The organism is Coprococcus comes ATCC 27758, assembly GCF_025149785.1.
GTDB lineage: Bacteria > Bacillota > Clostridia > Lachnospirales > Lachnospiraceae > Allocoprococcus > Allocoprococcus comes.
On the sequence record NZ_CP102277.1, the window covers coordinates 1,045,477 to 1,060,152 of the forward strand.

The 14,676-nt window shown below is 42.3% G+C and carries 12 protein-coding genes; 11 read left to right on the forward strand and 1 reads right to left on the reverse strand.

Annotation, left to right across the window (positions count from 1 at the left end):
- Position 1 precedes the first annotated feature (1 nt).
- The 7 genes from NQ556_RS05200 (at position 2) to NQ556_RS05230 (ending at position 8,674) form a co-directional block, all read left to right on the forward strand.
- Entirely contained in the window at positions 2–1,795 is a 1,794-nt protein-coding gene (locus NQ556_RS05200) for a glycosyltransferase family 2 protein (RefSeq protein ID WP_008369721.1), read from the forward strand.
- Positions 1,796–1,813: 18 nt separating this feature from the next.
- On the forward strand, positions 1,814–3,163 hold the full coding sequence (locus tag NQ556_RS05205) for an undecaprenyl-phosphate glucose phosphotransferase (protein ID WP_243172262.1): 1,350 nt from the start codon (positions 1,814–1,816) through the stop codon (positions 3,161–3,163).
- Positions 3,160–4,095 (forward strand): glycosyltransferase family 2 protein, encoded by a 936-nt coding sequence (locus NQ556_RS05210; RefSeq protein ID WP_204575869.1) that lies wholly within the window; start codon positions 3,160–3,162, stop codon positions 4,093–4,095. The genes NQ556_RS05205 and NQ556_RS05210 overlap by 4 nt, the downstream gene beginning before the upstream one ends.
- The gene (locus NQ556_RS05215) at positions 4,088–5,377 is read left to right on the forward strand and encodes an LCP family protein (RefSeq protein ID WP_242856259.1); all 1,290 of its coding nucleotides are present in this window, start codon (positions 4,088–4,090) and stop codon (positions 5,375–5,377) included. The genes NQ556_RS05210 and NQ556_RS05215 overlap by 8 nt, the downstream gene beginning before the upstream one ends.
- Before the next feature lie 14 nt (positions 5,378–5,391).
- Complete coding sequence (locus NQ556_RS05220) at positions 5,392–6,321, forward strand: rhodanese-like domain-containing protein (protein WP_055156750.1); 930 nt, start codon at positions 5,392–5,394, stop codon at positions 6,319–6,321.
- Between the two features lie 14 nt (positions 6,322–6,335).
- Positions 6,336–7,655, forward strand: coding sequence for a glycosyltransferase (locus NQ556_RS05225; RefSeq protein WP_416387073.1), 1,320 nt, complete (start codon positions 6,336–6,338; stop codon positions 7,653–7,655).
- A gap of 110 nt (positions 7,656–7,765) precedes the next feature.
- Positions 7,766–8,674: a rhodanese-like domain-containing protein gene (locus NQ556_RS05230; protein ID WP_008369706.1), complete on the forward strand. Its 909-nt coding sequence runs from the start codon at positions 7,766–7,768 to the stop codon at positions 8,672–8,674.
- Positions 8,675–8,789: 115 nt separating this feature from the next.
- Here the strand turns inward: NQ556_RS05230 and NQ556_RS05235 are convergent, their stop codons facing one another.
- Positions 8,790–11,102, reverse strand: coding sequence for a rhodanese-like domain-containing protein (locus NQ556_RS05235; protein WP_008369705.1), 2,313 nt, complete (start codon positions 11,100–11,102; stop codon positions 8,790–8,792).
- Positions 11,103–11,293: 191 nt separating this feature from the next.
- Between NQ556_RS05235 and rfbA the strand changes: the two genes are divergently transcribed.
- Genes rfbA through rfbC form a run of 4 tightly spaced genes read left to right on the forward strand, consistent with a single transcriptional unit; the run spans position 11,294 to position 14,675 of the window.
- On the forward strand, positions 11,294–12,190 hold the full coding sequence (gene rfbA, locus NQ556_RS05240) for a glucose-1-phosphate thymidylyltransferase RfbA (RefSeq protein ID WP_044998608.1): 897 nt from the start codon (positions 11,294–11,296) through the stop codon (positions 12,188–12,190).
- Positions 12,191–12,206: 16 nt separating this feature from the next.
- A complete protein-coding gene (gene rfbB, locus NQ556_RS05245) occupies positions 12,207–13,205 on the forward strand; it encodes a dTDP-glucose 4,6-dehydratase (RefSeq protein WP_008369702.1) in 999 nt (332 codons plus the stop codon).
- Complete coding sequence (rfbD, locus tag NQ556_RS05250) at positions 13,199–14,122, forward strand: dTDP-4-dehydrorhamnose reductase (protein WP_008369700.1); 924 nt, start codon at positions 13,199–13,201, stop codon at positions 14,120–14,122. Before rfbB ends, rfbD begins: the two co-directional genes overlap by 7 nt.
- 7 nt (positions 14,123–14,129) lie before the next feature.
- Positions 14,130–14,675 carry a dTDP-4-dehydrorhamnose 3,5-epimerase gene (gene rfbC, locus NQ556_RS05255; protein WP_044998736.1) on the forward strand — a complete coding sequence of 182 codons (546 nt, stop codon included), beginning with the start codon at positions 14,130–14,132 and terminating at the stop codon, positions 14,673–14,675.
- Position 14,676: the final 1 nt, after the last annotated feature.

Below are 14,676 nucleotides of genomic sequence, written 5' to 3' on the forward strand. Positions count from 1 at the left end.
GATGTTCAATAAAATGTCTCTGTATCGGGTAAAAAAAGGATTCGTATATCTGCGGTACTTTGGACCAAAAGAATTTCTGATACGATTAAAAGAAAGAATCCGTATTCAGAAGATTGATTATGAAAAATGGTATGAGAATCACAGACGAACAGAAGAGGAATTGGAAAGTCAAAGGCAGGAAGCATTTGCGTATGCACCCCTGATCAGTATTGTCGTGCCGGTATATCAGGCACCGGAAGAATTTTTGAGACAGATGATTCTGTCTGTATGCCGTCAGACGTATAAAAATTGGGAATTATGTATGACTGTTTCAGATGAAGAAAGACACAGAATGGAAGAAATTCTGGAAGAGGATGAGTTCAAAGAAAAAGCGATTCACCTGATCGGTATTTCAGAAAACAGAGGAATTTCTGAAAATACAAATGCAGCGATAAAGGAAGCTACCGGAACATATATCGGTTTTTTGGATCAAGATGATCTGCTTGCGCCGGATGCATTGTACGAGATGGTAAAGAAGTTGAATGAGTATCCGGAGGTCGGACTTCTTTATTCAGATGAAGATAAAGTGACGGCAGATCTGAAAAAACATTTTCAGCCGCATTTTAAACCGGATTTCAATCTGGATCTGTTGCGGGCGAATAATTATATCTGTCATTTTTGTGTGATAAAAAAAAGTCTGATTGAAGAAATGGGCGGTCTGAGAAGTGAATTTGACGGAGCGCAGGATTACGATTTGGTTTTCAGGTGTGTGGAAAAAACGATAACGGCGCATGTGCCGAGGATTCTTTATCATTGGAGGGTACATCAGGTTTCTACTGCGGACAATCCAATCAGTAAAACTTATGCATTTGAAGCTGGACAGCGTGCCATAGAAGCACATCTGCTAAGATGTGGTGAACATGCAGAAGTTTTACCGGAACTGGATAGAGGGTTTTATCGTGTCCGGTATAAGGTGCAGGGGAATCCGAAGATTTCCATTCTGATTCCCAATAAAGATCATGTGAAAGATCTGGAAAAATGTCTGCAGTCCATTTCCAAATCGATTTATAAGAATTATGAGATTACGATTATTGAAAATAACAGTAAAAAGGCAGAGACGTTTGCTTACTATGATAAAATAGAATCGGACCATATCCGAATTCTGAGATGGGATGGGCCATTTAATTATTCGGCGATCAACAACTACGCAGTAAGCGAGACTGATGGAGAATATCTGGTACTTCTGAATAATGATACAGAAGTGATTGGAAAGGACTGGCTAGGAGAAATGCTTGCGAACTGCCAGAGAAAAGAAGTCGGGATTGTCGGAGCAAAGCTTTATTATCCAAATGGTCAGGTGCAGCATGCTGGAGTCATTGTTGGGATTCGGGGAATTGCTGGTAATATGTTCCGGGGACTTCCAAAAGGTTATTCCGGGTATCTGCACAAAGCAAGTACTCAGCAGGATTTGTCAGCGGTGACCGCAGCATGTATGATGGTAAAGCGTTCTGTATATGAAGAAGTGGGTGGATTTGAAGAGCAACTTGCAGTGGCGTTCAATGATATTGATTTCTGTCTGAAGGTACGCAGATGTGGATATCTTGTAGTGTATGATCCTTATGTGAAACTGTATCATTATGAATCCAGATCGAGAGGGGCAGAAGATAATGAGGAAAAGATCAGAAGATATCAGTGTGAGATTGATTATGTACGCCGGAACTGGTCTGAAATCATGGAAAAAGGAGATCCGATGTACAATCCTAATCTTACGCTGGTGAAGTGTGATTATTCTTTGCGTGAAAAAGAAGATGGATAGAGAAAAGATGGTGGTATTTTGATAAAGAACAATCAGCGGATGTTAAATAAAGCGCAGGTATGTATGGATGCGGGAATCATTGGTGCTACATATTTTTTCTCATGGTATCTGAGATTTAAAAGTGGGTTTTTTGTGCAGGACGTAGGGGTTCTTCCGGCGAAAACGTATTTTTCAGCTTTGTTTTTAATAATCCCTGGATATCTGCTTTTGTATAGTATTTTTCAGCTTTATATGCCAAGGAGGGTAAAAAGTTACCGTAAGGAGCTGATGGATATCATCCGTGCCAATGGAATTGGATTTATGATCTTTATCCTGGTACTTTATTTTATAAAGCAGGAGCATTTTTCAAGACAGATGCTGTGTATTTTCTTCTTTATAAACATCTCGCTGGAATTTGCTTCGAGATATCTGATTCGCACAATTTTGTGGAAAATGCGAAAGCAGGGACTGAATCAGAAACATATCCTGATGATTGGAGAGAGTCAGATGGCAGAACAGTATATGGACAGGCTGAGAGAGAATCCAAAGTGGGGATATCAAGTGTTTGCCCATCTGAAAGATGAAGAGAAACTGGAAAGAATACTGGAGGGGAATGAACTGGATGAGGTTGTGATTGCGCTTCGTGCAGAGGATTATGGAAAACTGGAGCGGATTGTGGATGTCTGTGAGAAGGCAGGGGTACACACGAAAATGATTCCTGATTTTGGAAATGTGATTTCTACCAGGCCTTATATTGAGGATGTGCAGGGGATTCCGGTGATCCATGTCCGCAGAGTTCCACTGAATATCATGCGGAACAGGGCGGCAAAGAGGGCAGTTGATCTGATTGGGGCAACGGTTGCAATCATTCTTTTTTCACCGGTCATGCTGCTTACTGTGCTGGTGGTTGCCTTGACAGAGGAAGGGAGTGTGATCTACCGGCAGGAAAGAGTTGGACTGCATAACCAGGTATTTTATATGTACAAATTTCGGTCTATGATCATGCAGGATGAAGAAAAGGAAAAAGCAGAATGGTCTACCAGGAATGATCCGAGGATTACACCGGTTGGAAAGCTGATCCGCAGAACAAGTATAGATGAATTGCCGCAGCTTTTTAATGTGCTGAAAGGGGAGATGAGTCTGGTGGGACCAAGACCGGAAAGACCGCAGTTTGTGCAAAAGTTCCGGGATGAAATTCCACGTTATATGGTAAAGCATCAGGTACGTCCGGGAATGACTGGATGGGCGCAGATCAATGGCTACCGGGGAGATACTTCCATTGAGAAGCGGATCGAATATGATCTTTACTATATTGAGAACTGGACAATGGTATTTGATATGAAAATATTGATTCTGACAATTTTTAAAGGATTTTTTGACGGAAGATGAAGATAGATGTGATCATACCGGTCTACAGACCGACAGAAAAACTGCATAAAGTATTGTACAGGCTCTGCAGACAGACGCACCTTCCGGAGCAAATCATTCTGTTACACACCAGGGATGGGATAAAGCTGGATGTTTCGGTTTGTAAAGACCGGGTTTCTGTTACAGAGATTCCGATTTTGGAAAAAGAATTTGATCATGGAAGAACCAGAGAGCAGGGAATCTGGATGTCAGATGCAGATATTGTGGTCATGATGACCCAGGATGCAGTTCCGGCAGATCCGTTTCTTTTGGAAAAGCTTTCAGAAGTATTAAATGAGCATCCGGATGCTGTGGCAGCTTATGCCAGACAGATACCGGATCAGAACTGTGGTCTGTTGGAAAAATATACGAGAGTTTTCAATTATCCCCCAAAAAGCCAGATTAAATCGCAGAAGGATTTGCCAAAACTGGGAATAAAAACTTATTTTTGCTCCAATGTATGTGTTGCCTATCGGAGAGGAGTCTATCTGGAACTGGGAGGATTTCCGCATCCGGCCATCTTCAATGAAGATTTGATCTTTGCAGCAGGAGCAATCCAAAATGGATGGAAGATTATTTATAAAGCAGATGCACGGGTGATTCATTCTCATGAGTATACTTACAGAGAGCTGATAAGGAGAAATTTTGACCAGGGTGTATCGCAGGCATGTCATCCAGAAATATTTGAAAAAGTAAAGTCAGAGAAAGAAGGCATACACCTGATTTGCACACTTGTGAAAAAGCTTTTAAAAGAAAGAAAATATTTGCAGATTATACAGCTGTTTGTGGAAAGCGGGTGCAAATATCTGGGCTACCAGATGGGAAAACATTACCGACAATTACCGGAAAGTTTCATCATGAAACTGACAATGAATCATAATTACTGGAGAGGAAGGAATGATGAGGATGCTTAAAAAAATTGCAGGATGGTCATGGAAGAAAAAGATAATAGTGATTATTTGCGTAGTGTTGACACTTGTTCTGGGGGCGGCAGGTGCCGTATTCGGATATGCTGCCAGTAAAGTGAACAAAATTCAGAAGATTGAAGTAAAAAAAGAAACGTTGAAAGAGTCTATTACAGAAGAGGTGGAGCATAAAAGCGGATATCTGAATGTGGCAGTATTCGGGCTGGATTCTAGGGATGGGTCACTAGATAAAGGAAATCGAAGTGATACGATCATGATCGTAAGTTTGAATCAGGAAACTTATGAAGTGAAAATGGTATCGGTGTACCGTGATACTTTTATGCGGCTGAAAGATGGAAGTTATAATAAGGCGAATGCAGCCTATTCTTATTTCGGACCGGATGGGGGTGTTGCTCTTTTGAATGAGAACATGGATATGAACATTGAGAAGTATGTATCTGTGAACTTTAATGCCTTAGTCGATGTAATTGATGCGGTGGGAGGAATGAATCTGGAGCTGACTGATGCAGAAGTAGTCCACATGAATAATTATTGTGTGGAGACTTCTGAAGTAACCGGAAAAAGTTATAAGAAGATTGAGCCGGAAGTCGGAGGTAGCTATCATCTGAATGGAGTACAGGCGGTTTCTTATGCGAGAATCCGTTATACAGATGGTGGAGACGCGCAGCGTACAGTGCGTCAGAGAATCGTCCTTCTGAATATCATGCAGAAGCTGCAGCAGATGGATCTGACGACGATCAATAAGATTGCTGACAGTGTTTTTCCACAGATTGCAACCAATTTTTCTTTTACTGAAATTCTGAATTATGCGAAAGATTTTCAAAAATATAAAGTAGGTGAAACACTTGGATTTCCAAATACAAGGTATTCCAAAATGCTTTCTGGTGTAGGAAGTACAGAAATCGCAGATACACTGGCATCCAATGTTGCCGAAGTACATCAGTTCCTGTTTGGAGATACAGATTATCAGGTATCAGGGACAGTAAAAGGAATTGATGATGAAATAAAAGATGCGCTTTCCAGTGGAAAATATGAGGAAACAGACGAGACGGAAAAAGAGAATGAAAAGTCGGAAGACAAGACATCTGAGGAAACGAATCATACAGAAAGTAATATAGAAGTGACGGAAGATGGAAATGCCGGAACGGATTCTGGCAATTCATCAGCCGACAGTGGATCTGGTTCATCAGCAGTGACAGAACCACAGCAGCCGGATACAGAAACACCGCCGGATTATTATGAGGAAGATTACTATTATGGTGATGATTAAAGGAGGAAAAAGGAATGAGAAAAATAACAAAGTGGTTATGCAGTGTATTGCTTGTAGCAGCAATTGGTCTGACAGGATGTGGACAGAAACAGAAGACGGAAAGTACGGCAGAGAAATCCAATGAAAATCATTTTGTGGGAGAGTGGATCGTTGAGCCGGAGTATGCAATCAGCAAGGTTGGAGATGAAAATACGCTGTTTGTAGATGGAAGGGGAGAAAAAAAGGCAATCCTTGGAACTGTAAAAGGTGCAATTGCTACAGTATGGCAGGATTGGAGTATTACAGAAGGAAAACAGGGAGATGAGAAATGGGGGTGCATCCAGGAGCCGGAACAGCTGGAAGAGACTCTTGGCAATCTTGGAATTACAAAGGATAAAGAAATTATTCTGATCGGTGAGACCCTAGATGGATGGGGAGATGATGCGAGACTTCTCTGGGAACTCCGGGCAGCCGGATATGAAGATGTGAAGATGGTAGATGGCGGATGGAAGGCGTTGAAAGACAGTGGAATCAAGACACAGTTCCTCGCATCCAAACCGGAACCGGCAGAAGTAAAAATCGATGAAATTGATTATTCCCATGTGATGACAACCGAAGAATTACAGAAGAATTATGACGAGTACAAAATTGTGGATGTGCGTACCGATGAAGAATATGAAGGAGCAATCCTGTATGATGAAGCAAAGGGAGGACATCTTCCGGGAGCAATTCATATCCGGTACACGGATCTGTTCGATGATGCGGGATATCTGAAATCCAATGAAGAACTGACAAAAATGTTTGAGGATGCCGGACTGTCTAAAGATGATGAGATCGTCACTTATTGTACAGGAGGAATCCGTTCGGCATATACACAGCTGGTAATGGAAATGTGTGGATTTGAACATACATACAATTATGATCAGTCATTCTGGAGATGGGCTGTTGTTGGAGATGTAGAATAATGGTTAGCGTTTTGATGTGTACTTATAACCGGAGATTTTGTTTGAAACAGGCGATTGACAGCGTACTTTGTCAGACGTATCCGGATTTTGAATTTGTCATCGTAGATGACGGATCGACCGATGGAACAGAAGAACTGATTAAAAGCTATCAGGATCCACGGATCAGATATTTTAAACTGAATCGGAATTCGTTTTACTGTTATGCAGCAAATCAGGGGCTTTATCACTGCCAAGGAGACTATGTGGCATTTATGAACAGCGATGATGCATGGTTGCCGGACAAGCTGGAAAAGCAAGTGACGGTTATGGAAGAGGATCGGATGCTCGGGGCATGTTTTACGAGAGTATATCTGGTTGATGAAAGTGGCAATGATCTGTCAGAAGAATGCAGGGATATGGCAGAGCTTTTTGACAGGAAGTGTTCGACACAGAAAGAATATCTGCATACGCTTCTGCAATCTGGGAATTTTCTTTGTCATCCTTCGGCGCTGGTCAGAAAATCCGTTTTGGACAAGATTGGATATTTCAATCTTTTGTATCGTCAGCTGGCGGATTATGACCTGTGGCTTCGGCTTGTAAGTGAGTCAGAGATCACGGTTCTGGAAGAGAGACTGATCCGCTTTCAATGGGATATAAAAGGAAAGAAACAGATCAGTATGTCAACAAGAGAAAATTCAGTCCGCGCATTTAATGAATCTGTCATGATCCGGAAAAATTGTGTTGAATCGATGACGGATGAAAAATTTTGTCAGTTTTTCCGGGAAGATTTCCGGAATCCGGATTCTGTATCACATTTACAGCTGGAATTTGAAAAAGCATTCTGGTTGATGAAATGTATAGAGGAAGTACCGGGACTGAAAGCAGCGGGGATGGAAATGCTGGGGCAGATTATGAGAGAAGCAAATGCAATGGAGACTTTAAGAGAGCATTTCCATCTGGATATTTTTGATCTGTATCAGTGGAATGGAGAACATATGTATAAGACGCCATGGCTGATGAGTGAAATTGAAGAAGGAAGCCAGCAACTGGCGTATTATAAAGATATTCTCAAACAGAAAGATGAGTATATCGGGCAGCAGAAAGAACAGCTTGAAAAACAAAATGCAGCGATTGAACAGCAGCAGGAATATATAGAAGGACAACGAAGGCAGGCCGCGCATTATGAAGAACAGCTGGATGAACTTGGCAGACGGATGGAACAGAAAACAGGGCAGCTTAAGAAATATGAGGATAAGATCAGGGAGCAGGATGAAATGATCCAGACATATGCAAATTCAACCAGCTGGAAAATAACAGAACCGATGAGAAAAATCATGCGTCTGCTGAAAAAGTGATTTATAGAAAAGATGAATATACTTAATCCGGGATAAGGACAATCAATTAGTGAATAGATTGAAGATATGTTATAGTTAGAAGAAAGAAGATTAGACGAGGAGAAAAGATTATGAAAAGAACAGCATTATTTCTTGCAGGAATTCTTGCGATTTCATCACTTTCAGGATGTGGTGCAAAGAATTCGGCATCAGACAGCAGTGAACCATTTGAAGGAAAGTATGTAGTAACCGCCGATTATGTGAAAGAAAATTTGGACGATATCATCATAGTGGATGCAAGAGGTGAAGATGAGGCGAAAAAAGGTACTGTAAAAGGTGCAGTGGCAACGACATGGCAGTATCTGGCAACCTGTGAAGACGGGGAAGCGGGAGATGCAAACTGGGGATGTATCCTTGATACAAAGCGCCTGAGCGAAAGATTAGGAGAGCTTGGGCTGGCAAAAGATAAGGAAATCGTGCTTTTTTCAAATGCGGAGAAAGGCTGGGGAGAAGATGGCAGGATTGCATGGGAGCTGATCGCGGCAGGCTATGAGGATGTGAAAATCGTAGATGGCGGGATCAAAGCACTGAAAGCAGCAGGAGTTGAGACTGTCAAAGGAGCAGCAGAGCCGAAACCGGTATCGGTAGAAATTGATTCGATTGATGAAACGCATGTGATCAATACGGATGAGCTGAAAGAGATTTATGACGACTGTAAAATTGTGGATACCCGTACAGATAAAGAATACAATGGAAAGACAATGTATGGGGAGGCAAATGGGGGACATCTTCCAGGGGCAATCCAGATCCGTTATACGGATTTGTTTAACAGTGACAGTACATTAAAGAGTAATGAAGATCTGACCAAGATGTTTGAAGATGCAGGACTTTCAAAAGAGGATCATATTATTACTTACTGTACCGGAGGAATCCGTTCAGCTTATATGCAGCTTGTAATGGAAATGTGTGGCTTTGAAAATTCAGAGAACTATGACGAATCTTTTTACAGATGGTGTGTGGAAGGAGATCTGGAGAAATAAAAGAGAAGCAGATCAACGAGATCTGAACATCGTATGAATATGAATGGATTTGAAAAAGCGGGACGTTGGCAATTTAGTCAGCGTCCCGCTTTTGTAACCTTTTTGGGAATAATTATTATTTTACAATTTTTTTCTTACCGAATGCAATGATTGCGCCAAGAGCAGCGAGCATTGCAACCGCGAGAGCAGCGATAGGAGCGGTATCTCCTGTCTTTGTTGTAGCAGCAGTAGTGGTTTTACCGTTATTCTGGTTTTTATTGTTATCTTTGCCATTGTTGTCTTTCTTTGTATCAGGATCAGCGACAGGATCTGTTACAAAATGCTTCTGGATCACTTCACTTTTTGCACCGTTTTCGATGGTGAATACGTGGGTGATTCCGGCTTCTTTGAGAAGCTGAGTTGCTTTTGCAGCACCTCTTGCACCACTGTTGCAAAGAACGTAAATTGTTTTTCCTTTAAAATCTGCTTTGTGAGCAGTTACATATTCTGTAAATGCTTTTGCGAGATCATCCGGAAGTTTGTTATCTTTGTCAAAAAGTGGAAGGGAAAGAGATCCCTTTAAGTGTCCTTTTGTGTAAGAAGCTGTAGAACGTACATCAAGAATCAGGTAGTTCTTTGTATCTGCCATTTTATTGATTACATGAGTGTCAGAAACATAGATTGCAGCAGCTTTTACATCAGCATCTTTTGCACCACCAGTGATAGTATGCACTTTTGCAAGATCATATCCGGCAGATTTTAATAAAGCAGTAGCTGCTCTTGCACCACTTGCACCACTGTTGCAGAGAAGATAGAGTTCTTTTTTCTCAAGAGTGGCTTTGTTGTCTGTTACATATTTTGTGAAATCTTTGGAAAGCTGGTCATCTGTAGTTTTGGCAACTCCGTTTGCATTGAATACAGGTGTTGACATAGAGCCTTTTAAGTGTCCACTTCCATAGTTACCTGTCGCACGGACGTCAAGGATTACTACGTCGTCTTTTCCGACAGCAGCAACAGCTGTTTTTCCGTCTACGGCATTTCCGTCTGTTCCAGACATTGCGTACAGAAGTTCCAGACCTTTTGCACCGTTTTCAATGGTGTATACTTTACCATCTTCTTTGATGCTTGTGTTATAGCCAAGTTTGCTAAGAAGCAGAGTTGCTTTCTGCGCCCCTCTTGCACCACTGTTGCAGATAATGTAGATTGGTTTGTCTTCTGTTATTTTTGAAGGAATTTCTTTTATGAAAGCTTTTTCCAGCGCTTCCGCTTCAGCAGTGTCAAGTTTGTTGTTATCATCAAACAGAGACTGAGAAATAGATCCCTTCAAAGTACCTGTCTTTGTCTGTGCTTTTGAAGAACGTACATCAATAATGTATGCACTTCCGTCTTTTGCAGCGGCAATAGCATCAGTTCCGCTTACGAATTTGTAGCCGTCTACAGTTACAAAAGCACTTTGTACTGTTTTATCGTCTGCACCACCGGTAATGGTGTAGATTGTATTCGGGTCAACACCTTTGTCTGCAAGTAATGCAGTGGCGGCTTTTGCACCTCTTTGGTCGCTGTTACAGAGGACGTATACTTTTTTGCCTGAGAAGGTAGAAGGGTTATCCTGCACATATTTAGCAAAGGTTATTGCATATGGATCTTGGTTGGTTTCTGCTACAACCTGTTTTCCTTCTTCATTCAGATAGAAAACAGGAAGAGAAAGAGATTTTTTCAAATGACCGATTGCAAAGTCCTCTTTTGTACGTACATCTACGATAACCACGTCATTTGAATCAACAGCAGCTACAGCTTCAGCACCGGTTACAGAATTGTTTGTTCCAAGGAATGCGTAACGAACTTCAAGACCTGTTGCTCCGCCTGTAATGGTATGAATACGACTGGTATCATATCCAGCACGTTGTAATAAAACAGCAGCAGCACGAGCCCCTCTTGCACCACTGTTGCAAAGAAGGTAAAGCTCTTTGTTCTGGAAATTTGTGTTATTAGTTACAGTTTCTGTGAAAGCTTTTGCAGTAGCATCTTCAGAAGTTTTGATGATACTGCCATCCTCATTAAATACAGGTGTTGAGAAAGAACCCTCTAAGTGAGAAAGCTCATAGTTTGCAGAAGAACGAACGTCTAAAACAGCAACAGTATTTTTATCGGCTGAAATAGCATCTGGGCCGCTTACATTTGCACCAAAAGTATATGCTTTATATGCAGTTTCGAAATCTGTGATAGCATCAGATTCATTAGCTGGAACTGCTTCGTCTTCAGAAACTGCTTCGTCTTCAGAAACTTCTTCCTGAGTAGTTTCTTCTGGATTCCCCTGATCTTCAGAAACAGTAGTCTGCACATCACTTTCTGTAACGGCATCAGCAACCGGATCAGCGGCAAAAGCTGTCAGAGAGCCGTTCGCAAGTAATGCGAAAGACAGAAATACTGGTAATAATTTTCTTTTCATTTTTCCTCCTTACTCTCAAAATTAGGTTACGATTACATTGTAACAGTTTTCACAAAAATTTCATAATTGTTTTAATCTATATATAAAAATGAAATAGATAAAATCTATAGGTATAATTGAGAGATTTCATTAAACTAACTGCTGTTTCGTGGTAGAATAAAAAGATAAAAATGAAAAACGGGGATATGAAAATGAAAGGAATTATTTTGGCAGGCGGATCAGGAACCCGGCTCTATCCACTTACGATGGTGACATCCAAGCAGCTTTTACCTGTGTATGACAAGCCGATGATCTACTATCCGTTGTCAGTTCTTATGAGTGCAGGAATTCGGGAGATCCTGATTATCAGTACACCACAGGATACACCGAGATTTGAAGAACTTTTCGGGGACGGGCATCAGTTCGGCATCGAATTAACCTATGCGGTGCAGGAAAGACCGGAAGGTCTTGCGCAGGCGTTCATAATAGGAAAAGAATTTATTGGCAATGATGCGGCGGCAATGATCCTGGGGGATAATCTGTTTGCCGGGCATGGGCTTAAGAAACGTCTTTTAGAAGCGGTAAAAGCAGCGGAGAGAGGAGACGGTGCAACCATATTTGGATATTATGTGGATGATCCGAAACGGTTTGGTATCGTGGAATTTGATGAAAAGGGCAAGGCGGTTTCCATTGAGGAAAAACCCGAACATCCGAAAAGTAATTACTGTGTGACAGGTCTGTATTTTTATGATAACCGGGTGAGCGATTATGCAGGACAGTTAAAACCAAGCAGACGCGGGGAGCTGGAGATCACGGATCTTAACCGGATCTATCTGGAACAGGGAAGACTTCGGGTAGAGCTTCTGGGTCAGGGCTTTACCTGGCTGGATGCGGGCACCCATGAGAGTCTGACAGATGCGACCAATTTTGTGAAGACGGTAGAGACTCATCAGCACCGGAAAATTGGATGTCTGGAAGAAATTGCCTATATGAATGGCTGGATTTCCAGAAACGCACTGCTGGAAGTCTGTGAAAAATACAGACAGAATCAGTATGGACAATATTTGCATGACGTAGCAGAAGGAAAGTTCAGAGAGAATCTGTTTTAGACAGGGGAGAGAGTTTATGAAAATCATTGTTACCGGCGGCGCCGGATTTATTGGCAGCAACTTTATTTATTATATGATGGAAAAGCATTCGGAGGATCAAATCATCTGTCTGGATGCACTGACTTATGCAGGGCATATGTCAACCCTGGAAGTAGCAATGAAAAATCCAGCGTTCCGTTTTGTGAAAGCATCTGTGACGGATCGGGTGACTGTATACCGGCTGTTTGAGGAAGAACACCCGGATATAGTAGTTAACTTTGCAGCGGAAAGTCATGTGGACCGGTCGATTGAAAATCCGGAAGTCTTTCTGGATACCAATATAAAGGGAACGGCAGTGTTGATGGATGCGTGCCGGAAATATGGAATCTGGCGTTATCATCAGGTTTCTACGGATGAGGTGTATGGGGATCTTCCGCTTGAACGGCCGGATCTGTTTTTTACAGAAGAGACACCAATCCATACGAGCAGTCCGTACAGTGCATCCAAGGCAGCGGCAGATCTTCTGGTACAGTCCTATCACAGAACGTATGGACTTCCGGTTACAATCAGCCGTTGTTCCAACAACTATGGACCATATCATCTGCCGGAAAAGCTGATTCCGCTGATGATCGTCGAAGCGCTTCATGACCGGCCGCTTCCGGTCTATGGTGATGGGAAAAATGTCCGTGACTGGCTTTATGTAAAGGATCACTGCCGAGCAATCGATCTGATCCTGCGTCACGGAAAAGAAGGGGAAATTTACAATGTCGGCGGGCATAACGAGATGAAGAATATTGATATTGTGAAGCTGATCTGCAGGGAGCTTGGAAAGCCGGAAGAGCTGATTACTTATGTGGAGGATCGGAAAGGGCATGACAGAAGATATGCAATCGATCCGTCAAAGATCCATAGAGAGCTTGGCTGGCTTCCGGAAACTTCTTTTGCAGAAGGAATTAAGAAAACAATCAACTGGTATCTGAATCATCAGGAGTGGTGGAGACCGATCGTAGAAAAGGAAATGAAAATAAAATGCTAAAGTTTTTGGTGACGGGTGCTGCCGGGCAGCTTGGAAAGGATGTTGTACGTGAACTGGAAAACCGGGGATATGAAGTGACGGGAAGCGGCAGCAAAAAGAGAAAAACAGCAGGTCGTTATGTGAAGATGGATATCACAGACAGAAACGAAGTCGAGGCAGTAATGAAAAAGCTCAGACCGGATATTGTGATTCACTGTGCGGCGTGGACGGCGGTGGATGCGGCAGAAGAGCCGGAAAACTATGAAAAAGTATGGGAAGTTAATGGAAAGGGCACATCAAATCTTGCATCCGCCTGCCAGAAAATTCATGCTAAAATGGTTTATATCAGTACAGACTATGTGTTTGGTGGACAGGGGAGCAGACCGTGGGAACCGGATTGTGAGGAGTTTTCGCCGCTGAACCGATACGGTGAAACGAAATTACAGGGTGAACAGACAGTGAAAGCAGAACTGAAAGAGTATTTTATTGTGCGAATCGCTTGGGTATTCGGGAAAAACGGGAATAATTTCGTGAAGACCATGCTGGAGCAGGGGAAAAGACGGAAAGAACTTCGAGTGGTATGTGATCAGATTGGAACGCCGACTTACACAGCAGATCTTGCAAAATTTCTTGCAAATCTGTCGATGACAAAGCGATATGGAATCTATCATGTGACTAATGAAGGAGAATATGTCAGCTGGTATGATTTTGCAAAAGAAATCTTCGCACAGGCTGTGAAGCTTGGTGAAAAAGAATATGCAGATGTAAAAGTGATTCCGGTTACGACAGCAGAATACGGAATTTCAAAAGCAGCAAGACCGTTTAACAGCAGACTTGACAGAAAAAGGATCTGTGAAGAAGGATTTCAGCCACTGCCGGTCTGGAAGAATGCGCTGGAGAGATATTTGCAGGAAGTTCTTGCAGAGAGAAAAGGATAAAAGGAAAATGGGACAGATAAAGGTAGAAAAAAATGCAGGTGGAATCGAAGGACTCTGCGTGATCGAACCGTCGGTGCATGGTGATCAGCGTGGATATTTTATGGAAACTTATAATCAGAAGGATATGGAGGAAGCCGGACTTACGATGAAGTTTGTACAGGATAATCAGTCCGGTTCTGGAAAAGCAGTGCTGAGAGGACTTCATTTTCAGAAGAAATATCCGCAGGGAAAGCTAGTCCGGGTGATTCGGGGAACCGTATTTGATGTGGCGGTGGATATCCGGAAAGGAAGTGCCACCTATGGAAAATGGTATGGAATTGAACTGTCGGAAGAGAATAAAAAGCAGTTTTACATTCCGGAAGGATTTGCGCATGGATTTCTGGTGCTGAGCGACCAGGCAGAATTCTGCTACAAATGTACGGATTTTTATCATCCGGATGATGAGGGCGGGATTGCCTGGAACGATCCGACGATCAACGTTGCATGGCCAGAGCTTGATGTGCCATACAGAATGAGTGAAAAAGATAAAAAGTGGGGAAGGCTGGGAGAATAAG